The sequence below is a fragment of the Deltaproteobacteria bacterium genome, from assembly GCA_011773515.1.
Taxonomy (GTDB): Bacteria; Desulfobacterota; Deferrimicrobia; order J040; family J040; genus WVXK01.
In genome coordinates this window covers 1-20,749 of sequence record WVXK01000014.1, presented here as the reverse complement: position 1 = coordinate 20,749, position 20,749 = coordinate 1, and the positions used below count along the sequence as shown (strand labels likewise).

General features: G+C 56.5%; 20 protein-coding genes and 1 tRNA gene. 10 read left to right on the top strand and 11 right to left on the bottom strand.

Translation table 11 applies throughout. The features are described from left to right. Nucleotides 1-47: 47 nt before the first annotated feature. Genes GTN70_01615 through GTN70_01590 form a run of 6 tightly spaced genes read left to right on the top strand, consistent with a single transcriptional unit; the run spans nucleotide 48 to nucleotide 8,160 of the window. A complete protein-coding gene (locus GTN70_01615; protein ID NIO15694.1) occupies nucleotides 48-2,099 on the top strand; it encodes a hypothetical protein in 2,052 nt (683 codons plus the stop codon). Nucleotides 2,100-2,113: 14 nt separating this feature from the next. Continuing rightward, a complete protein-coding gene (locus GTN70_01610) occupies nucleotides 2,114-3,388 on the top strand; it encodes a hypothetical protein (protein NIO15693.1) in 1,275 nt (424 codons plus the stop codon). Continuing rightward, nucleotides 3,385-4,077, top strand: coding sequence for a hypothetical protein (locus tag GTN70_01605; protein ID NIO15692.1), 693 nt, complete (start codon nucleotides 3,385-3,387; stop codon nucleotides 4,075-4,077). The genes GTN70_01610 and GTN70_01605 overlap by 4 nt, the downstream gene beginning before the upstream one ends. A gap of 15 nt (nucleotides 4,078-4,092) precedes the next feature. Continuing rightward, the gene (locus tag GTN70_01600) at nucleotides 4,093-5,157 is read left to right on the top strand and encodes a hypothetical protein (protein ID NIO15691.1); all 1,065 of its coding nucleotides are present in this window, start codon (nucleotides 4,093-4,095) and stop codon (nucleotides 5,155-5,157) included. Between the two features lie 22 nt (nucleotides 5,158-5,179). Beyond that, nucleotides 5,180-6,124 carry a cytochrome b/b6 domain-containing protein gene (locus GTN70_01595; protein ID NIO15690.1) on the top strand — a complete coding sequence of 315 codons (945 nt, stop codon included), beginning with the start codon at nucleotides 5,180-5,182 and terminating at the stop codon, nucleotides 6,122-6,124. Further along, a complete protein-coding gene (locus GTN70_01590; GenBank protein ID NIO15689.1) occupies nucleotides 6,121-8,160 on the top strand; it encodes a hypothetical protein in 2,040 nt (679 codons plus the stop codon). Before GTN70_01595 ends, GTN70_01590 begins: the two co-directional genes overlap by 4 nt. Before the next feature lie 63 nt (nucleotides 8,161-8,223). Here the strand turns inward: GTN70_01590 and GTN70_01585 are convergent, their stop codons facing one another. From GTN70_01585 to gcvH, 6 genes are all read right to left on the bottom strand, one after another. Then, nucleotides 8,224-9,684, bottom strand: a complete 1,461-nt coding sequence (locus GTN70_01585; GenBank protein NIO15688.1) for a hypothetical protein — start codon at nucleotides 9,682-9,684, stop codon at nucleotides 8,224-8,226. A 114-nt stretch (nucleotides 9,685-9,798) separates the two neighbouring features. Then, entirely contained in the window at nucleotides 9,799-11,115 is a 1,317-nt protein-coding gene (locus tag GTN70_01580) for a hypothetical protein (GenBank protein NIO15687.1), read from the bottom strand. Further along, nucleotides 11,112-11,546: a hypothetical protein gene (locus GTN70_01575; protein NIO15686.1), complete on the bottom strand. Its 435-nt coding sequence runs from the start codon at nucleotides 11,544-11,546 to the stop codon at nucleotides 11,112-11,114. The genes GTN70_01580 and GTN70_01575 overlap by 4 nt, the downstream gene beginning before the upstream one ends. A gap of 12 nt (nucleotides 11,547-11,558) precedes the next feature. Next, nucleotides 11,559-12,335, bottom strand: a complete 777-nt coding sequence (locus GTN70_01570; protein NIO15685.1) for a cytochrome b6 — start codon at nucleotides 12,333-12,335, stop codon at nucleotides 11,559-11,561. Next, complete coding sequence (locus tag GTN70_01565; protein NIO15684.1) at nucleotides 12,332-12,769, bottom strand: Rieske 2Fe-2S domain-containing protein; 438 nt, start codon at nucleotides 12,767-12,769, stop codon at nucleotides 12,332-12,334. Before GTN70_01565 ends, GTN70_01570 begins: the two co-directional genes overlap by 4 nt. 11 nt (nucleotides 12,770-12,780) lie before the next feature. Continuing rightward, nucleotides 12,781-13,158, bottom strand: a complete 378-nt coding sequence (gene gcvH / locus GTN70_01560; protein ID NIO15683.1) for a glycine cleavage system protein GcvH — start codon at nucleotides 13,156-13,158, stop codon at nucleotides 12,781-12,783. Nucleotides 13,159-13,514: 356 nt separating this feature from the next. Between gcvH and metF the strand changes: the two genes are divergently transcribed. Further along, a complete protein-coding gene (gene metF, locus GTN70_01555) occupies nucleotides 13,515-14,381 on the top strand; it encodes a methylenetetrahydrofolate reductase [NAD(P)H] (protein NIO15682.1) in 867 nt (288 codons plus the stop codon). A gap of 66 nt (nucleotides 14,382-14,447) precedes the next feature. On the opposite strand, the gene GTN70_01550 is transcribed toward metF, so the two are convergent. Continuing rightward, on the bottom strand, nucleotides 14,448-14,858 hold the full coding sequence (locus GTN70_01550) for a transcriptional repressor (protein NIO15681.1): 411 nt from the start codon (nucleotides 14,856-14,858) through the stop codon (nucleotides 14,448-14,450). Nucleotides 14,859-15,001: 143 nt separating this feature from the next. Between GTN70_01550 and GTN70_01545 the strand changes: the two genes are divergently transcribed. Further along, nucleotides 15,002-15,097: transfer RNA gene (locus GTN70_01545), tRNA-Ser, on the top strand. Between the two features lie 81 nt (nucleotides 15,098-15,178). Here GTN70_01545 and GTN70_01540 read toward each other — a convergent pair. From GTN70_01540 to GTN70_01525, 4 genes are all read right to left on the bottom strand, one after another. After that, nucleotides 15,179-16,375, bottom strand: coding sequence for a polysulfide reductase (locus GTN70_01540; protein ID NIO15680.1), 1,197 nt, complete (start codon nucleotides 16,373-16,375; stop codon nucleotides 15,179-15,181). Between the two features lie 8 nt (nucleotides 16,376-16,383). Next, a complete protein-coding gene (locus GTN70_01535) occupies nucleotides 16,384-17,241 on the bottom strand; it encodes a 4Fe-4S dicluster domain-containing protein (protein ID NIO15679.1) in 858 nt (285 codons plus the stop codon). Continuing rightward, a complete protein-coding gene (locus GTN70_01530; GenBank protein NIO15678.1) occupies nucleotides 17,127-17,954 on the bottom strand; it encodes a hypothetical protein in 828 nt (275 codons plus the stop codon). Before GTN70_01530 ends, GTN70_01535 begins: the two co-directional genes overlap by 115 nt. A gap of 297 nt (nucleotides 17,955-18,251) precedes the next feature. Further along, a complete protein-coding gene (locus GTN70_01525) occupies nucleotides 18,252-18,884 on the bottom strand; it encodes an FMN-dependent NADH-azoreductase (GenBank protein ID NIO15677.1) in 633 nt (210 codons plus the stop codon). 159 nt (nucleotides 18,885-19,043) lie between these two features. On the opposite strand from GTN70_01525, the gene GTN70_01520 reads away from it, so the two are divergent. Continuing rightward, nucleotides 19,044-20,003 carry an ATP-binding cassette domain-containing protein gene (locus GTN70_01520; GenBank protein ID NIO15676.1) on the top strand — a complete coding sequence of 320 codons (960 nt, stop codon included), beginning with the start codon at nucleotides 19,044-19,046 and terminating at the stop codon, nucleotides 20,001-20,003. Nucleotides 20,004-20,186: 183 nt separating this feature from the next. Beyond that, nucleotides 20,187-20,749: ABC transporter permease (locus tag GTN70_01515; GenBank protein NIO15675.1), on the top strand; the 563-nt coding region annotated here is incomplete at its 3' end.

Here is a 20,749-nt window from a genome sequence, read left to right as displayed (position 1 = left end):
GGACCGAGCCCTCTTTCTCAACAAAAATGCCGGAGAGGAGACAGGCAATGAAGAACCATGCGTCCCTGTCTGTGCGGGTTGCGGCTTTCCTGTTTTTGGCTATCTTCCTGTTTTCCGGTGTGATTTCTACCCGGTTGCTGGCTGAGCCCGCATCGAGCGAGTGTTTCGATTGCCATGGAAGCGATGATATTCTGGGATGGGGTGAGGATGAGGTGGTCGAAAACACCACGCCTGCGGAAAAGCTCCCGCAGGCTCACTTCGTCACGATACCCGATATTTCGTCCTTTGTGGATGAAAAACGGTATGCCTCCTCCGTCCACGGGGACCTCTCCTGCACTGACTGCCACAGCGATGCCGATTCCGTGCCCCACGGGCGGTACTTGAAGCCCGTGGTCTGCGGGGAATGCCACGAGGGGATCAGCGAGGTGTATGCAAATTCGAGGCACGGTCTTGCCCGGGACGAGGAGAGAGTCCTCTACGCCCCCGGTTGCTCTGATTGTCACGGTGCCCACTATGTCAGTGAAATTGAAGCGCCCCCGTCGCCCGTCTACTTCAGCAATCTTCCCGGCACCTGCGGGAGATGTCACGGAAACAGCGAGTTCGTGAAGAAAGCCGGCATCAGCCTGCGCGAGGTCTACGCGCTCTATGAGCAGTCGATCCACGGAAGGGCCGTGAGCGCGAAGGGCCTGAGCATATCGGCAACCTGCGTCGACTGCCACGGATCCCACGACCTGCTCAGGGCGGGGGATCCCGAATCTACCGTCTTCAAAAAGAACATCCCCGCCACCTGCGGAAAGTGCCATTACGGCATCTACTCCGTCTACATAGAATCGACACACGGGAGGGCTGCAACAAAGGGCCTTCCCGATGCGCCCGTCTGCACCGACTGTCACGGGGAGCACGAAATCGCCCCTTCCGTTGAGGCGGCGTCGTATGTTTCCCCCCTCGCTATTTCCACGACCACCTGCCCCAGCTGTCACGATGCGCAGCGCATCGTGAAAAAGTTCGGCCTGGAGACCGGGAGAACCCGGTCCTACCGGGAGTCCTATCATGGTCTGGCCCAGAGACTGGGTGACCAGATGGTGGCAAACTGCTCCTCCTGCCACGGTTCCCATGCGATATACCCCTCCTCGGACAGGCGCTCGACGGTTTTTGCGGGCAACCTGAAGATAACCTGCGGGCAGTGCCATCCCGGGGCCTCGGAGAAGTTCGCCTCCGGCACGATCCATGGCGGGGGAGCGGGAATTGGCGAAGTGGTGAAGAGGCTGGTGAAGTATTTCTATATCTGGCTCATCGTCCTGACGATCGGGTTCATGCTGGTGCACAACGGGCTTGATTACGTGAAAAAGATCAGGGTTCACATGAAGAGACAGAGGCTGGAGCGGAGCTATGAGAGGATGAACAGGATCGAGAGGGTTGAACATTTCTTCATGATCCTGTCGTTCTTCGGTCTCGTGATCACCGGCTTTGCCCTGAAATTCTCCTGGTCGATTCCCTTCCTTGAAAAGGGGGACAACGAGTTTTTTCGCAGTTTCCTCCACCGGGGCTTTGCTCTCCTCATGGTGGCTGTGTGCCTCCATCACCTCGGCTACCTCGTCTTCGACCCGAAGGGGAGGAAACTCTTCGTCGATATGATGCCCCGGTACAAGGATGTGAAGGACATGATCCAGGCCATCAGGTATTACCTCGGCCTGGCCAAGGAGCGGCCCGCCTTCGACCGGTTCGGCTACGTGGAGAAGCTGGAATATTTTGCCCTCATCTGGGGGTCGGTCGTCATGATTGCCACGGGCTTTATCCTCTGGTTCGAAGAGGAGTCGATGCGCCTCATCCCCATGTGGGGCATCGATGTTGCGACGATCATCCACTATTACGAGGCGATCCTGGCCACCCTGGCGATCATTGTCTGGCATCTTTACTTCGTCATGATAAACCCGGACGTGGCTCCCATGTCCTTTACCTGGATCGACGGGAAGATATCGCACCACCACATGGAGATCGAACATCCCCTGGAACTCAAGAAGATGGAAGGGACCGGGGGAGATAAGGGGGATAAGGGAAAAAAGGGCAGTGAACTGAGCGTCACAACCTCACCACCTTAGAAAAAGGGGAAAAAATGTCCCGGACGAATGTGATGGTGTTCGTGTGTTCCCTGATTGCCCTGCTCGCCGCACCCCCCGCGTCTGCTGCCGGAGGGGATGCGCTGAAGGTTTCGCAGTGCCTCTCCTGCCACGGGAAAGAGGGACGGGAGACAGGAGCAAGGGAGAGGGGGGCACCCCCCATCGTCGATCCCGGTGTGCTGGAGAGGTCGGTCCATTCCGGGTCGCGCTGCGCGTCCTGCCATGCCGGGGCAGCCGAAATTCCCCACAGGGAAAAGCCGGGGAGGGTGACGTGCGGCTCCTGCCATGAAAGCGCGGCGAGCTCCTACCAGGCCAGCATTCACGGGATGGATTACCTGAAGGGGGAACGGGACGTTCCCGGCTGCACCACCTGCCACGGGAAGCACGATGTCTTGTCCGTCGACGATCCCAGGTCCGTTGCCTTCTCCCTCAATATCGTGGACGTGTGCCTGGGCTGTCACGAGGACGAGCAGGTAGAGATGGAGCACGCGCTGCCGGGGGCCGAGTACTTCAAGGCATACAGGGATTCTGTCCACGGGATGGCCGTGAAGAGAGCCGGCTTGAACGTAGCTGCCGTCTGTCCCGATTGCCACGGAAACCACAAGATCCTGCCCGCCGATAACCCCGGGTCGAAGGTGAACAGGCTCCAGATACCGTCGGATTGCGGGAAGTGCCATCCGGGGATACAGAAGGATTACGACGAATCTATCCACGGAAAGGGCCTGCGGGCCGGCATCATGGATTCTCCCGTCTGCACCGACTGTCACGGTGAGCACACCATAGTCAAGGTCACCGACCCCTCGGCGAAGGTCTATGCGAAGAATATTCCCAGGACCTGCGGGTCCTGTCACGAAAGCGAGGTAATATCCTCGCGGTACGCGCTGCCAAAGAAGCGTTTTTCCACCTACATGGATTCCTTCCACGGGATAGCCCTGGAGTTTGGCATGACGAAAACGGCAAACTGCGCTTCCTGCCACGGCTACCATCTCGTCCTTCCCTCATCGGACCCCAAGTCGCAGGTAAACGTGAACAACATCCCCACCACCTGCGGCCAGTGCCATCCGAAGACATCCGTCAATTTCGCCCGGGGCAAGATCCACGTGGAGGTGTCGAGGGAGGGGCACAAAGGGGTCTGGATGGTGAGGGTCTTCTACACACTCTTTATCACCGCCCTCGCCCTGCTCTTCATCCTCCACATCGGCTTCGATCTGGTGCAGAGGAAACGGGACAGGAAGGGGAAACGCGCCGGCAGCGGGGAGGAACGAGGGTGAGAGTTTTCGAGTTCGATGAAGACAGGGAGAAAGAGAGGTACGTGGAGATAATGCCCGTATTTTTCCGGGTTCAGCACCTGATACTGATGATCACCGTTGGCGTGCTGTTCCTGAGCGGTTTTACGGTCCTGTTCCACCGGACGAGGGCAAGCGAGCTGCTCGTGGCCATGGAGGGGGGCGTCGAGGTGAGGGGGCTCCTCCACCGGTCTGCTGCCGTGGTCCTTTTGTTTCTCGTGCTCTATCATCTCTACTACATCCTCTTTTCACGGGAGGGGCGGGAGGAGTTTCAAAAGCTGAAGCTGCAAAAAAAGGACATTGCCGACTTCATCGGCGTGTTGCGGTTCAGCCTGAGGTTGAGCGATGTCTATCCCGATCTCGACCGGTACAGCTACAAGGAGAAGTTTCAGTACTGGGGGGTAAACACGGGACTTTTGATCATGATCCTGAGCGGCTTCATTCTCTGGTTCGAAACGGCGAGCATGCTGCTCTTTCCCAAGTGGGTCCTCGATATCGTCCTGATCATCCACGGTTACGAGGGAATGATCGTCTTTATCATCCTGCTTTTCTGGCATCTCTACAACGTGCACTGTTCCCCGGGCAACTTCCCCATGAACCGGGTATGGATAACGGGGAAGGTGGACAGGGAGTTGTATTCCCGTGACCGGCGGGGATACACGGGAAAAAAGTGAATGGGAGGGCATGAAATGAGTCCGGCAGTCAGGAGAACACTGGTCGTTGCCTCGTTGATTTTTGTGGCCGCCATTTTCGGGGGAAGGGGAGAGGCAAAGATCTCCCTCGAAAAATGTACCATCTGTCACGGAAAATCTGAGTTCAGAAAGGTTCTCGTAGACGGGAAAGTGCGAAATCTTTACGTGACCCAGACGAGTCTCATGGGGTCGGTTCACGAAAAAAAGGGCTGCGTGGACTGCCATTTCGACGTGATGGAGATTCCCCACAGGCAGAGGCCCAAGAAAGTTACCTGCACTCATTGCCACTACAAGGGAAATCCCGAGGGGGCGCCGCAATCCGATGTGTATCTCGAGTATTTCAAGAGCATTCACGGCCAGAAGATAGCCCAGGGCAACGACAAGGCCCCTCTCTGCCAGGATTGTCACGGTTCCCACGATATAAAGCACACCAAGGTTCCCGGGTCGAGGGTATCGAAAGAGCACGTGGCAGAGACGTGCGGAGCCTGCCACATGAAGATCTATGCGAACTTTGCCTCGAGCATACACGGCGTGAAGGCCGCCGAGGGCAACCGGGATGCCCCCTCCTGCCCCGACTGCCACGGGGAGCACAATATATACCAGCACCTTGATCCCAAGTCCACCGTGTACGCCACCCACGTGCCCGTTCAGTGTTCGAAGTGCCATGCATCTGTCGCCCTCATGAGCAAGTACGGGATAGACGCAGAGCCCGTGGAGACGTACGAGGAGAGCTTTCACGGCGTGGCGAGCAAGTTTGGCGCAAAAACCGTTGCGAACTGTGCTTCCTGCCACGGCACGCACGACATACGCCCTCCCGAGGATCCTCTCTCGATGGTCAATCCCCAGAATGTCCCGAAGACCTGCGGGCAGTGCCATCCCGGGGCCAACGCGAATTTTGCCGCAGGCAAGATGCACATCGACGCTTCGAAGCGGGATGCGGGGATCGTATATTACGTGGCGGCATTTTTCAAGTACCTGACGATTATGACGATGCTCGCCCTTATCGTGCACATATTCCTCGACCTCTATGGCAGGACGAGGAGGTTCAAGGAAGGCAAATAATTTTTTCTCGAGGGGTGAACCGATGGATTTGAGAGAAAAGGGGTATGAGGATCAAATAGACGAGGAGGTGGAGAGGGAACTCGATCAGCTCTCGGATGATTTGACCGAGGACGACAGGGACCGTTTGAGAGAGGTGGTGAGGGAGCGGGTGCACAGCGAGATGAGAAAAGAGGCGGAGAAGCTCCGGGAGGAGAGAGCGAGTGAGCTGAAGAAGAGGGCCCGGGAGGAGAGGAAAAAACTCGAAAAGAGAGAGAAGGAGGAGGAAGAGTATTTCATCAGGTTAAACAGGAACTTCCGATTCCAGCACATGGTCATGTTCACGGCCTGTTTCCTGTTGATCTTCACGGGACTCCCGCTGAAATTTCCCGATTTTTTCATATCCCAGATTCTCATGAAGATTTTTGGAGGGATTCGGGGCAGCACGCTGATTCACCGGATAGGTGCGATACTTCTCATCTACTTCATGGTTCACCATTTTTTTTACTGCATTTTTTCAAGAGATGGGAGGAGGGATTTCATCAAGCTCATACCCGTTCCGAAGGATGTCAGGGATCTGGTGATAAATGTGAAGCATTTTATCGGGAAAAATCCGGAGCGGCCGAAGTTCGACCGTTTCAGTTACATAGAGAAGTTTGACTACTGGGCTGTCTACTGGGGCTGCGTCATCATGATCGGCACGGGTCTTCTGCTCTGGTTCGAGGAAATAACCATGAAGTACATCCCCAAGTACTGGGTGGATATTGCGAAAGAAGCCCACTCGGACGAAGCGCTCCTTGCCACGCTTGCCATCGTGATCTGGCATTTTTACAACGTCCACTTCAATCCCGACAGGTTTCCCGGGTCGCTCATGTGGTGGCACGGCAAAATTTCGAAGCATGAGATGATCGAGGAACACCCGCTCGAATACGAACGGATGATGAGAGAGAGAGAAGAGCAGGAAAAAAGCGTGGAGGTCGAGACGAAATGAGGGAGATGATAAGGGGATTTTTCGACTGGGTGTATACCTACAAGAAAACGCTCACCAAGGTGGTTATCGTCCTCGCCATTTTCTTCATTGCCTTCAACGGGCTCTTTTTCGTGTCCGCCTACTACCCCAAGTCCTGCATCGTCTGTCACTACATGGACCCGTTCTACGATCAGTGGAAGACTTCCAGGCACTCGGGCGTGAACTGTCTCGAGTGTCATGATTTCAAACCGCTCTTCATCACGGTGACGACGATAAAGTACCTGACCAATCTCTACAATCCGAAGCCCCACGCGGTAGTCGACAATGCTGCATGCACGGCCCAGGCATGCCACGCGAGCCGCATCGACAAGCCGGAGGAGTATCTCACCGGCGATATTATCTTCAATCACCGGGAGCACATGACGAAGCTGAAAAGGGGCGAGAGCCTGCGCTGTACCTCCTGTCATTACCAGATCGTCCAGGGGGAGCACATTTCGGTGGACAAACGGGTCTGTTTCCTCTGCCACTTCAAGGGGATGAGCAAGGGACAATCTATCGGAGGCTGCCCTTCCTGTCACGGAACGCCCAAAAAGGTCGTGGAGAGGGAGGGGTTCTACTTCTCCCACGATTCCTACCTGAAAGTCGGCGTCGAGTGCAAGGAGTGTCACATAAATGTGGCAACGGGAAGCGGAGATGTCCCGGAGGGCAAATGCTTCGAATGCCACGTGGCACGGGACCGGGGGAAGTATGACCAGCTGGCCCTGCACAGGAATCACGTAACCGCCGGAGGGTTCGAGTGCCTGAAGTGCCACGAAGAGATAAAACACGGGGAGGTCGAGCTCGTCAGGGTATTCGAGGTCAAGTGCGACACCTGCCACAAAAAACTCCACTCCAATCAGAAGGAGATGTACATGGGAACGGGGGCGCGGGGTGTTCCCGATACCCCCTCGAGGATGTTTACCGCACAGGTTGCCTGCGACGGATGCCACACGCAGGCGGTTCAGGAAGTCGAGGGGGGGATACGTGTCAGGGGGGAAAAGCGCCTCATGGCAGAGAAAAAAAGCTGCGTGGTGTGTCACGGCGAGAACTATGACCACATGGTCGATGACTGGATCGCCTCGAGCAGGCAGCTCGAAGAAATGATGGACAGGGTTCGGGCCGAGGCCGGGAGGGTAAACGGGAAGGCGCACGACAGCCCCAACGCCCGGTACGTGGAGGCTATGGTCGACGACATACAGTACAACTATGAGTTTTTGATGTCGGGGCGCGGGGCTCACAATATCGAGTACGCCTGGAAGATCGTGAAGACGGCCCACACGCAGATGGACATTGCAACGAACCTGCTCGGGCAGCCCCCCGTTGCGAGGCCTCCCTTGATCGAAAAAGATTCCGGATATTGTACCGAGTTCTGCCATGCCAGGCTGGGCGTTCCCGGTACGGTCAATTTCCAGGAGATGCAGCTCGATTTTCCCCACCAGACCCATATCAGGGATATCGGGATCGAGTGTGTTGCCTGCCATTCGCCGAAAGAGCACAAGATGCGCATCGTGACGAAGACGGAGTGCATGTCCTGCCACCACGAGGCCATGGACGTGGAGTGTTCGGAGTGCCACGGTGCACAGGCCAGGCTCTACGCGGGGGATGTAACGGTCGAGGGGATCGTCTCCGCTCCCGACTACATGAAGGAAGGAGATGTGGGTTGCTCCGAATGCCACGATCTGAAAAGCGACCGGCCCCAGAACGTGGTCACGGTGAAAGAGAAGTGTGCAGGCTGCCACGACGGCGATGAGTCCTACGCCGAAATGGCCCTCACCTGGGAGAAGGAGATACTCGAGCTGGAGAATCGCATAGCCGTGGACCTGGAGGAGGCCACCGACCTGGTGCAGAGAAGAAGGAGGCTCGGGAGGGATACGGCAAAACTCGAAGCCCTTCTTGAGTCGGCACGTACGTCCTATGCGCTGGTCTCCAGTGGACGGGGAATTCACAACTTCGAGATGTCCAGCGCCATGCTCGAAAAAGCCCTCGCCGATCTCGAGGTGATCCTGGAGAAAAAGTAGGGAAATCCGGCTGGCCCACAGGCACGGGGAGACAGAGAATGGGATCCGGCGGTTTCTGCCGCCTTATTTCTTCGCCGTTATCTTTTCGAGCAGAGCGAGCGCTTGCCGGGTGTCACTTTTTACCTTGTCCAGGACCTCCAGGGCGTAGTCGGCGTTGTGGAAGCCGTTGCCCAGCTTCACGAAGCGGTAGTTGTACCGGGCCCTGTTCAAAAGGATTTTGGCGTTTCTGAAGTCGTGGTTCTTGAGCTTGACCTCCTTGGCCATCAGGGATGCTTTCTCCAGGAGGGGAGCCACTGCTGAAAGCCCCTCCTCGATGGACTCCTTCCACTCGTCGAGAACGCCTTCGTATTCGTCTCCGTGACAGCCGATGCAGGCTGCTTCAGAGGCTTTGTAGGTCTGTCCGGTAAACTCCTCTTCATCCAGCTTTGCCGTCGAGACCTTGTGGCAACCGATGCAGTCTACCTGGGCGAGGAACATGGCTGCCGGCATTTTTTCCACGCCCTTTGCCCCCCTTCCCATGTAGATCTGCTTGGTAGCCTGGTGTTTGTTCTCGTGGCAAATTGAGCAGTCATACTCGAGTGGCTCGACGGAGGTCCTGACCTTGTGCTTTATCTCGAAGTGGCAGTGGTTGCAATCGAGGAAGTGCTCCGTCACGTGGTTTTTGTGAACGAAATCGATGTTTTCATATTCCTTGATCCTCTCCTCTTCGTTGTGGCACTGGTAGCACCTGTCCACGGGTGCCTCTCCCCTGCCCTGAATGGCGTCGAGATGGCAGTTCTGGCAGTCCACGTGCCGTTCGCTGACGAAGTCGCCGTGATTGAAGGCGATTCCCTCGTACCTGATGTCCTGTTCGGGAGCGGTGTGGCACGACGGGCATCCCCCGATGGGAAGTTCCTCACGACCGGTGACTTTCCCCTTGAAATGACAGAGAAAGCAGGTCGAGTCGGTCACCTCCATGTGGTTTCCCACCACGATCTGGCTGTGGCAGGATGTGCAGCGAAGCTTTTTCCCCCTTCTCTCCTGTGTCAGGTGGGGTTTGTGGTCGAACTTTATCCCCCTCCTGAAAATGGCTTCGCCCTCTAAAAGCCTCGTTTCGTGGCAGCCCTTTCTCAGGCAGCTCACGTCGCTGATTTCCGCATATGGCTTCGAGCTGTAGGTCCTCGTTACGTACTTGACGACCTGGGAGAGGGCCTGGAATTTGAGCCAGAGCTTCTCTCTGAGCTCGGGGGGATAGTGGCAGTCCACGCAGGGCACGTGGTTGTGGCTCGATGTTTCCCATGCCTCGTAATAGGGTTTCATGATGTGGCAGGAATTGCAGAAGGAGGGGCTCGTGGAGAACTCGAACATGCCCATGGAGAATATGAGGGCAAGGACCCCTAAAAACCCCAGAAACTTGAAGAACCGGGGCCTTATGTGGAGCTTGTCTTCTTTTCCAACGGGAACGTGCATCCCCAGAACTTCGAGTATTTTGCTCTTCCTGTTGCCCTTGGCGGTATCCTTTCTTCCTTCATCGTCTCCCGTCATGGTCGTCCCTTCCCTGGTATCACCGATATGTTCTCTTTTATTTCACAGAAAGTGGGTACCTGGCAACCCGTTTTCCTCGAAATGGCGCATCAGGGCAGTTGAGAAAACGGGGAGTCATTCCTCACTCCTGTCCAGTTGAAACAACTTTACCACCAGCAGGCCGGCAAAGAGTAAGAGAAGTGTCACCGCGACCGTTGCGACTCTCTTCCTCCTTTCTTTCTCTGCCCGGATCGTTTCGAACTCCTCCTGGGCTATCTTCACCTGGTCCCGTGCATCGGCAAAGAGGGGCCGCAGGATCTCGAGGTCGACGGCGTGGGTAATGGGGATCATCTGAATGTAGGCCGCCCTCAGGGCCGACTCGGCATTGTTGAGCCTTTCCGCGCTCCTGCCCGCATCGCGCGCCTCCTGCGCCCGTATCACGATCTCGTCGACGGAGCTTTTCAACCCTTCGAGGCGCTCTTTTAACTCCTGCCCCAGAAGATATTCCGCCCCCTCCTCCTCGTGACAGAACCCGCATTTTCCCGGTTCCGTCCCGCTGAACAGCTCGAGGCTCGGGTAAGCGTTGCTGTGGTTCCCGTGACAGTCGACGCACCGTGGCTCCCCCGTTTCATTGACTGCCCTGGCGTGGGGCCCCGCGTTGAAAAAGCGGTAGATGTTCGTGTGGCAGCTTCCGCAAACGTTAGCCACCTCGTCGACTCCCGGTGGTCTGGCCCCGTGTATGCCGTGACAGGTGGCGCAGCTGGGCACGATCAGGGGGTTTTTCCCCCTGATCTCTCCGTACAGTATCTTCCCGTGATACCCTTTCCGGTAAATCTCGTACTGGTCGTGCGGCTTGCCGTACCTGTCCATGAGCTCCTTGTCTGCGTGGCACTTCGCGCACGTCTCCGGGACGTTCGTATGAAAGACCGTCGACCGTGGGTCGTTTTTTTTCCGTATCTCGTGAACGCCGTGGCAGCTGATGCACGTGGCGACCCGCGTGTTCCCCTGGTTGAGCAGTCTGCCGTGTTCGCTCGTCAGGTACTCGTCGTACTGATCCGTTCTCAGGTTGTATTGCCGCATGAGATTCACGTCCGAGTGGCACGATGCGCAGAGGCGGGCGGATTCGGCGGGAGTGAAGGAGCCAACGAACCCGTAATCCTCGCTCATCGAATCATTCGTGGAGGTAAAGGGGTTTCCTCCGTGGCAGGAATCGCAGGTTACGCCCACCTTGCTGTGGATACCCAGCTGCCAGCCTACGGCAGAATCTTTCAGGTTTCCGCCCAGCCGGACGTGGCAGTCGTAGCAGCTGTTCTCATCTCTTCCCTGGGCAGAGCAGGGCTGGGTGAAGAAAAACAGGGCAGCCGCGACTATCGGGGCGATGATCAAAACGTACGGGCGTCTGCGGGGAACGACCCACCCACGATCGGGTTCCCATCTGCTGCAATTTCTCACCAGTAGTACCCCCAGAAGGTCAGGATGATGTACGTCACGATGATCACGACGCCTATGCTCATGGCACGCGGGCGATGGCCCGGCCGGGGTGAGGGGTTCCTGTCGAGAAAGGGGAGAAACAAGAGCAGCAGTGCCCCTGCTCCCTGGCCGATGACCCCGATGAACTTGGGTGCCCATGGCCCCAGGAAGCTGAAACCGTCTGCCAGCTTGAGAAACTGGTAGGCTGCGAGAAAATACCAGTCCGGTCGAATGCGGTCGGGGGAGATGAACGGGTCCGCCTTGGGCAGCATGGGAGGGGGCACGGTGGATGAGAGGAATATGAGAATGGCAAGGACCACCGATATCTGGATGACCTGCTTGATTATGTGGTGGGGGTAGAACGGTTCGTGGCCGTAACGCCACTGTTTGCCCCTGTTTTCTTCACTCTCCATTACGTTTCCCCGTTAGAGCGGGTCTGCAATACCGAGTCTCCGGACCATTAAAAAGTGTATCGCCAGGAAAATCATCAGTATTCCGGGCAGTATGACCACGTGGGATGCGAAAAATCTCGTCAGTCCGAGCTGGCCTACTTCAAGGCCGCCCCGGACGAAAAACTTCAGGGTTTCCCCGATGAGGGGAATCGCCGACATGCCGTCCGTCGCAACGGTAGTCGTCCAGTAGGAAAGCTGGTTCCACGGGAGGAGAAATCCCGAAAATCCAAGGAGAAGGGTGATGATGAAGAGAACGACTCCTGATACCCAGGTGAACTCCCGCGGGGATTTGTACGCGCCGGTGAAAAAGATCCGGATCATGTGGAGGATCACGGCGCCTATTAAAAGGTTCGCCCCCCAGTAGTGCAGCCCCCGGATCAGCCAGCCGAAGGGCACCTGGTTGGTTATTTCTATGATGCTCTGGTATGCTTCGGCGGTCGTGGGCCGGTAGTAGAGAAGCAGGAGGATTCCCGTCGCAAACTGGAGTATTATCAGGACGAGGGAAATTCCCCCCAGGCAGGCCAGAAGATTGCTTTCGAGCCGTGTCCGGTAGTTCGGGGAGGGTTTCTTCAATTGCCGGGCCAGGGCCTCGTCGAAATCGAGGCGGTTGTCGAGAGAACCGTAGAGAAACCCGAACAGGGACACGAGGTTTACTATATCGACGAGCGCCTTCCCCTTGGCCTTCGCTTCCTCTTCTTTTCGGCTCTCCTCCCGATTGTCCTTATCGGGGCTATCCATGATGTGGCTCACCCTCCCAAAACGATTTTGTCCTGCGCGATCCTCACGGGATAGGAAACCAGGGGACGGGGGGGAGGTCCCGCGATGACGTTTCCGCTGAAGTCGAATCTTCCGTCATGGCACGGGCACTGTATGAAGCCCTCTTCCCGATATTTCACCAGACAGCCCAGATGGGGGCATATTGCCGAAAGGGCGATGACCCTGTTTCCCAGGCGTATGAGTATCACCTTGTCTTCCTTGTAGTTGACTACTTTGTAGCCGTTTTGGGGGACGTCGTCAAGGGGCAGAGAGAACTCTCCCGTGCCGCTCGACGCGCCCTTGTAGGGCCAGAGATAACTCAGTACGGGGTAGAGGGAGCAAAGGGCAAAGAGGCCCCCGAAAAACCCGATGAGAATGTTGATAAAGCCTCTCCGGCGTATTCGAACTCTTTCAGAATTGTCTTCCACGATCCTTCCCGTCACTCCTCAACGAACGCTTCGTACCCGTCCTCGTCCATCAGGCTGTTGATTTCATCCTCGTCTGACAGTTCTATCTCAACGAGCCACCCCCTCCCGTAGGGGTCGACGTTGATTATGCTTGGGTCGTCGAGGACGCGCTCGTTGACGTTCATGATCATCCCGGAGATGGGAGAGATGAGCTCGACGATTGCCTTTTGCGATTCGATCTCTCCGAAGGTGTCCCCCGCGTCGATGTAGGTTTCCACCTCAACCGGGACGAATTCGACGGCCTCTCCAAGCTGGTCCTGGCCATATTCCGTTATCCCGAGCTTTACCCGGTTTTCCAGAACGAGAACCCAGATGTGGTCCTCTGAGAACTTCAACTCGGATGATTCCATGGAACCCTCGATCACGTTTTTGCCCGTTTATTTTTATATTATGAAAAATTGACCTGTCAATCGCTTTTTGTTACCCCGACCATTTTCTGCGTTTCTTCTGCCGGCAGCGTCGAGCGACAAATCTTTTTCACCGCTGCTGTCGGGAGGGCACGTGATGCCCCCGGCAGATGGGTCAAATAGGAGTGGATTGATAAGATATCATCTATTATGATACATCCTGGTATTGCCGTGAAGGACACGAGGCATGCCCCGGTATCCCGGGAAACGGCAGCTCCCGGCCCTCTTTGCTCCCGGAAAGGTACAGGAGGGAATAGGGGGTTTCACGGGCAGCCGGTATTTCATGACGGACGGGCAAGATGAAAATCAGGGACCTTTTCCGGGAAAAGAGGACGTTGCTCTCCTTTGAGTTTTTCCCCCCCAAGAATCCTGAGAGCGAACATATCCTCGATGAGACGGTGAGCATTCTGAGCCGGTTCAATCCCGACTTTGTCTCGGTTACCTTCGGGGCCGGAGGAAGCACGAGGGACAGGACCCTTGACTGGACCCTGCGGATCAAGGAGCACTACCATCTCAACGTCATGATGCATCTCACCTGCATCGCATCGTCGCTTGCCGATATTCAGGAGATCATAAAGCGACTGAAGTGGCACGGGATAGAAAACGTCCTGGCTCTCCGGGGGGACCCACCGAAGGATTTCCCCCGGGATAAGATCAAGCGCCACTTCCAGTACGCGTATGAGCTGGTCGAATATCTGCGCGAATTAGATACATTTTCCATCGGCGTGGCCGGGTATCCCGAGGGGCACATCGAAGCCGTCTCCATCGAAAAGGATCTCGAGTATCTGAAGATGAAGGTAGATGCCGGTGCCCACTTCATCATCACACAGCTGTTTTTCGAGAACAGCTATTTTTACGAATTCATCAACAGGGCCGCCCAGCAGAGAATAGCGGTGCCCATCATTCCCGGCTTGATGCCGATTGTCAACATAAAACAGGTGAAGAAGTTCACCGACATGTGCGGCGCAACCGTTCCCGACCGGATCATGGCGGATATGCAGGACAAGGATAGCGCCGACATGCTCAAGACAGGGGTCGACTATGCCATATCCCAGTGCCGCGAACTCCTGGAATTTGGCGTCGATGGCCTCCATTTTTATACGCTGAACAGGAATACGGCGACGGAGCAAATCCTCAATGAAATAGAGGGTACTATCCGGGATTAAAACGCTGGCCTTACGAGGTTTGCAGAGGCGTTTCGGAGCGCCTGCCGGGTTTTTCCCGCAGGAGAGTTACTGGGTTGTGATGCTTTTTCCCAGGCAGTCCTTGCAGGTACCGTGGAAGACGATCTGCACCGATTTTAGCTCCCCGAATTCATCCATCACGGATTTGGGAAAGATTTCTCTCTCGTTCAATCCCTGCACGTCGGTGATCGAGTCGCACTGCTCGCAGTGAAAGTGGGAATGGGGAGCCAGAAAGGTGCAAAACCTGGCGCTCTGGCTGTACTCGCTCTTGACTTCTATGATCTTCCTCTGCTCCTTCAGGATCTTAAGGTTCCGGTAAATGGTGCCGAGGCTTAAGTTGGGGATGATTTTTCTCGCCTCCTTGTAAATCCACTCGGCGTCCGGATGGGATCGAGTGTGCCTGAGAACGTTGTAGACAACAGCCCTCTGCCGCGTGTTTCTCCGCTTGACGTCTTTCATTTTTCCCCCCCTTCCAATAAAAGGCAATTTAATATATAATTAATTTTCCTAATAATGTCAAGAATCAATTGAGAAATCTTAGAATTAATGGCAGAATTGTTGCAATAAATCGGGTTTTAGCGGCGAAAAAAGGAATCGATCGCGGAGGGGTACCGAAGTCTGGCCGTAACGGGGTCGACTCGAAATCGACTTGGCGGTGATGAGCCGTCACGTGGGTTCGAATCCCACCCCCTCCGCCATTTTTTTATCGGTGAGATCGTGTGCCGGAAACCGGAAGGGAGTTTCAGGCCCCTCCGGGAGCGCCGCCCGCTTTTCCCTCCTCAGGATTCGAGGGCCTCTTCCCCGGATTTTCCCCACGCGGGGAGGATTTTCAGCAGTATGGCGAGGATGACGAAGGGCAGGATGAGCAGTGCGAGGGAATAGAGCAGGCCTTCAAGGCCCGTGATATCCATCTTGTATGTCGTAAGCCCTCTGAAGCTCTTGGAGAACATCTGCCCGCCGATGACGACGTTCCACCTCGTGCTGAAGATGCCGATCTGGATCAGAATGACCGTCACGAAGTAGAGCAGCTTTCTGAGTTCATCTTTAAAATCAAACACTTTTATGATAACCATGATCCCCAGGGGGACGAGCATGCCCAGGAGAACCTGCATGATGACCAGGCTCAGGAAGAGCTTGTTCATGACCAGCTCGGAGAGGATCTTGATCGACTCCTCACTCTCGTAGATACGGTGGATGAAATCGAGGAGCTCGAGGGAGAAATCGACGATAACCGCGTAGAACAGGAAGGATGCCGCCTTGTCGAGGCATTCCATGTCGATCGTCTTTCCCAGCAGGGGGATGATGATCATGTAGAGGAAGATGACGATTGCCACGCCTGAGACGATCGCAGAGAAGAGAAAGACGATGGGCATGAGGACGCTGCTCCACCAGGGATTCGCCTTGATGGAGCCGAAGATGAAGCCCACGTATCCGTGCAAAAGAAATGCCGATGGTATACCGATGATCGTGATGAACTTCAGGGCCTTGGCGTCGAACTCGAGCGCCTTCTCGCTTACGTCCCGGGAAAAGAGCGACAGCGCCCGGTGGATCCAGCGCATGGGGGGTTTTTCCTCCTCGGCCCATATGATGAGGTCCTTCCGGTACACGAACCAAATTTCCACCAGGAGAACGACCATGAGGTACCACGCGTAGACGAACCCGAACATCGCCATGGCAGAGCTGGTCTGGGGCGTGAGAAACATCTCGTAGGAGCGAAGGGGATGTCCGAGATGGGAGAGGAGCGGAAGGGGCGCCACGAGGAGGAAGGCGAGGGCGGTGAGCAGGGAGAGCCGGTAGAGCGGCTCCACCTCCTTCACGTTGAACACCTTCACGAGGGAGGCCAGGATGAAAGCGCCCGCGACGATACCCGTCACGTACGGGTATACGACGATGAGGAGACCCCAGTGGATTTCTATCTCGTTGGGATATATGTATCCCCCGATCTGGGGGAGAAGTTCGTACAGTTTCTGGGTCATTTCTACGTTCATCGTACCTCTCCGTCAAGGCTCGAATAGTAGACCTTCGGCTCCGTGTTGAGCCCCGGTTTCAGCACGTGGATCTTGTTCATCCGCTTGAACCGGGTGAGGGGGCTCGCGTGGCTTTTCAAGTCTCCGAAGAGCCTGGCCTGGGTCGGGCATACCTCGACGCAGGCGGGGAGCAGGCCCTTCTTGATCCGGTGGTAGCAGAAGGTGCACTTGTCGGCCGTGTGGGTTTCGGGGTGGAGGTATCGTGCGCCGTAAGGGCAGGCCTGGATGCAGTAGCGGCAGCCGACGCAGGTCTTGTTGTTCACGAGGACGACGCCATCTTCGGTGGAAAACGTCGCCCCCACGGGGCACACCTGGACGCAGGGTGGATGGGCGCACTGGTTGCAGAGCTTCGGCACGTTGAAGCTCCGCAGCACGTTCTTCTCGGTGATGACCTCCGCCTCCTGATGGGGGAGGATTCCGATGGCCTCGACGATGGTTCCCCCGTCCTGCTTTATGATGTAGCGCTCCACCCAGGTCCTGAAGAAGAACGGCTCCTTCGGCACGTTGTTTTCGTTCTTGCAGGCCGCAACGCACCTGACGCACCCGATGCACTTGTCTACCTGCACGCCGAAACCGTAGAGGGGCTTCTTTCCCGCTTCGATGGCCGATGCCCGGGCGACGCCTTTCAGCAGGGTCCCGCCGAACAGCCCTCCCGATACGACGCAGGTCATCAGATCTTTGAGAAACCGTCTTCTGTTCACTATTCTACCTCCGGCAGGTGCGGGTAGTGGCACTGCCAGCAGAGATATTTCTCCCCGTGGGTCTCGAGATCTACCTTCGGCGGACCCTTGACCTTCGATGCCGGACCGTGGCATTTTCCACAGAACTCCCTGCTGTCGGGTTTCGAGGGCTGATAACTTCTCGGCAATACCTTGTGCTTCTCGGGCACATCGTGACAGGTCGTGCACTCCAGGGTGACGTGGTGGGAGAGCGACTTGGTTCTCGCTATATCTCCGTGGCACGCGGAGCACTCCTTCGGAACGGTGGGCGGTTTCGGGTCGTGAGGGTCGTGACAGGAGATGCACGGTTTCAACGGGTTGTGAGCGGCGGGGTTTATCTGGGGAAACCCCCTCGGCCTCGACTGGTTGTAGGTGTGGCAGAGAGGACAGAACTTCCTTTCCCGGGGCGCCTGGGGCGTTACTTCGTCCGGATCCTGGGTGTGCCCGTAGGCGGGTCCATGGCAGGTCTCACAGGAGAGGTTTCTGTGGTACCCCGTCTTTTTCAGAGCATATTCATCCTCGTGGCATTCTGCGCAGGCGACTGCCCCCGCGTATTTGATCTCCTTTGCCGCTTCCCTTTCCTTGGTAGCTGCCCACTGGATATTCGTGTCCTTCATGGGAGGCGGTATGATGAACTTTATGGTGAACATCGCCCCGAAGATAAAAACGGCGAAAACAAAAATGATTCTCAGCAAAGCGTCGGGGAACTTCCGGAGAAAACTGTTTTTCTGATCGGGGACCTTTTTCAGGAAATCTTTCATGGTGGTGAGGACCCTCCTCGTGTCAAAGGGAAACCGCCAATTTTTCATGCCGAACGTAGCTCCCTCTCCCCTCATTCGAGACCGTGGGGATTGCGCAGGCGGGCTGCGCTCCGGGTGAAGAGGCCCGGTGAAGCAGCCCCCCCTCCTTGAGAAACCTATTTACCCTATCGAAACACGACAAGTCAACTCATATTTTCTTATTCCCATGCCGGTTCGCCCATCAGGGAGCTCTCTGCTTCTCTGCTTCAGGAAAAACCTTCCCCTGTCCACGGGGCACCTTCTGCGGCAAAGAATCGGCACCCTTTGCCATTCTTAAGAAGGGCATTTCTGCTGTGTCCCGGGGGTTCAGAAGTTCCTGGCCTGGGCTCTTGCCTTCTCTATTGCTTCCTTGAGCCTCTGCTCCGCAACCTGTTTGCCCCCGGCAAGGGTCGGTTCGACGAATATGATTTCCTTTATGTATTCGAAGCCGATGAATCTGAAGATGAGGTCCAGGTAATATCTCTGGTAGTCGAATGTCGCGGCGTGCGTTCCCTCCTGGTACTCTCCGCCCCGCGCAAGTATCAGCAGCAGCGGTTTGCCCGTGACCAGCCCCTTGAAGCCCTCCTCGGGCGTGAAGGAGAAGGTCAGCCCCGGCTGGACGATGATGTCCAGGTACTGTTTCAGCCGGTAGGGGATGGAGAAGTTCCACATGGGAGACGATACCACGAGCTTGTCTGCCGACTTGAACTCCTCTGCCCTCTGTCTCACGGCCTCCCATGCCCGGGCTTCCTCGTCTCCGTGGGGCTGTCCTCGAAACACCTTGTATCTCCCCGAAGCTGCCGTTCTGTCGAACGCCTGCAGGTCCTCCTGCCATATGTCAAGTCTCTCGATTGTGTCCCCCGGTTGTTCCCTGGCGTATTCCTCGAGAAATGCCTCTGCCACCCGCGCCGAGAATGAACGCTCCGACATCGGGCTTCCCTGAATGTGCAGCAGCTTCATGTTCCCCCCGTGTGTGATTTACATAACAATGTACTATCAATTTATTAAAATAAGAATAGTTTTTTCCGCTATTTTCCCGGCGAAGAGGTGTCGCAGGGCTCGAGCCCGCGGCGCAGCCGGTATCCCCTCCGGGGAAAATGGCATATCATGGGTGTTGCTATGGATATCGAGAATGAGGGCTCTTCTCCCGCGAACGGAGCGAAGGCGACGCAGCACGTGGTCGAGGCGGCGGACCTGAGGAAGTGCTTCGGTGACCTTTGCGCCGTTGACGGGATCAGCTTCGTCGTGAAGAAGGGTGAGTGTTTCGGGATACTGGGGCCCAACGGCGCTGGGAAGACGACGACGATACGGATGATCTACGGGTTGAGTCCCCTGACGGGAGGCCACCTTCGGGTGTTCGGCTTGAGAATTCCGGAAAGGGTGCGGGAGGTAAAGTACCGCATCGGCGTCTGCCAGCAGGAGGACACCCTGGACCCGCAGCTTACCGTCAGGGATAACCTCAGGGTTTTTGCCCGCTATTTCGACATATCGCCGAAGGTGGCGGACAAAAGAGCTGACGAGCTCCTGGATTTCATGGAGCTTGCGCAGAAAGCGCGGTCGAGGGTATCGGAAATTTCGGGAGGGATGAAGCGGCGCCTCCTTCTCGCCCGCTCCCTCGTCAACGAGCCGGAATTTCTCATCCTCGACGAGCCCACGTCGGGGCTCGACCCCCAGGCACGGCACCGGATATGGGAGCGGATCGATGACCTGAAAAGTGAGGGGATGACCGTGCTTCTCACGACCCACCACATGGACGAGGCCGAGAAGCTGTGCGACCGGCTGATCATCATGGACAGGGGCAGGATCATCGTCGAGGGCAACCCCGACAGGCTGGTGCGGGAGCGCGTGGGGGAGTGGGTCGTCGAGGTGAACCGGCCTTCGGAGGAGCTGTGCCGGTTCGTCGTGGAGGAGGGCCTTCATTTTGACGACACGGGACGGAGGATCATCATTTACGAGCAGGATGGCCGGGAGCTCTTTCACCGGATCAGCGAAGAGTTCCAGGCCGGGGGCACCACCCTGCGCCTGGCGAATCTCGAGGACCTCTTCCTGAAGCTCACGGGGAGGGAGCTGAGGGAATAGGCGAAAAGGGCCGCGGGGGCAGCCACCGTGACCATCTTTTCGGCAGGGTGGGTCCGGCAGGGAAAGCCGTTCGGAAAGTGTGGGTATTTTGATGTACGGGGTCGCGTGCGGAGAACGGAGGCGTGTTGCCGTGTCCGTCGATGGTGGTGCCGCGCTGGCGGCGGGAAATAATCTGCTGCGGGGATGAGAATGAAGATCCTGCCCTTTCGGTCTTTCAAGGTCTGGTACCGGAACTTCCTCGTCTACAGGAGGGTGTGGAAGATCGATTTTATCCTTCCCCTCCTGGAGCCGGTATTTTACCTCCTCGCCTTCGGCCTGGGCCTGGGGGGAATGATAAAGACGATACGGTACGGGGGAGAAGAGGTCTCCTACGTCAGATTTATCGCCCCCGCCCTCCTGTCGATCAACATGATGTCCGCCGCGTTTTTCGAGAACACCTACGCCTCCTTTGTCCGGATGTACTACCAGAAAACCTACGATGCCATGCTGGCTACCCCCCTTTCCCTCGAGGACGTGATAACGGGCGAAATTCTCTGGGGTGCGACGAAGTCGCTCCTTGGCACCTCCATCATGCTGGGGGTCATCAGCGCTTTCGGTCTGATCGGGTATCCCGGCGGCTTGCTCATTATTCCCCTCTCGTTTTTCGGTGGACTGGTTTTCGGGGCGATGGGGATGTTTTTCACGGCCGTGCTCCCCACGATCGACATGTTCAACCTCCCCGTTTTTCTCATCGTAACCCCCATGTT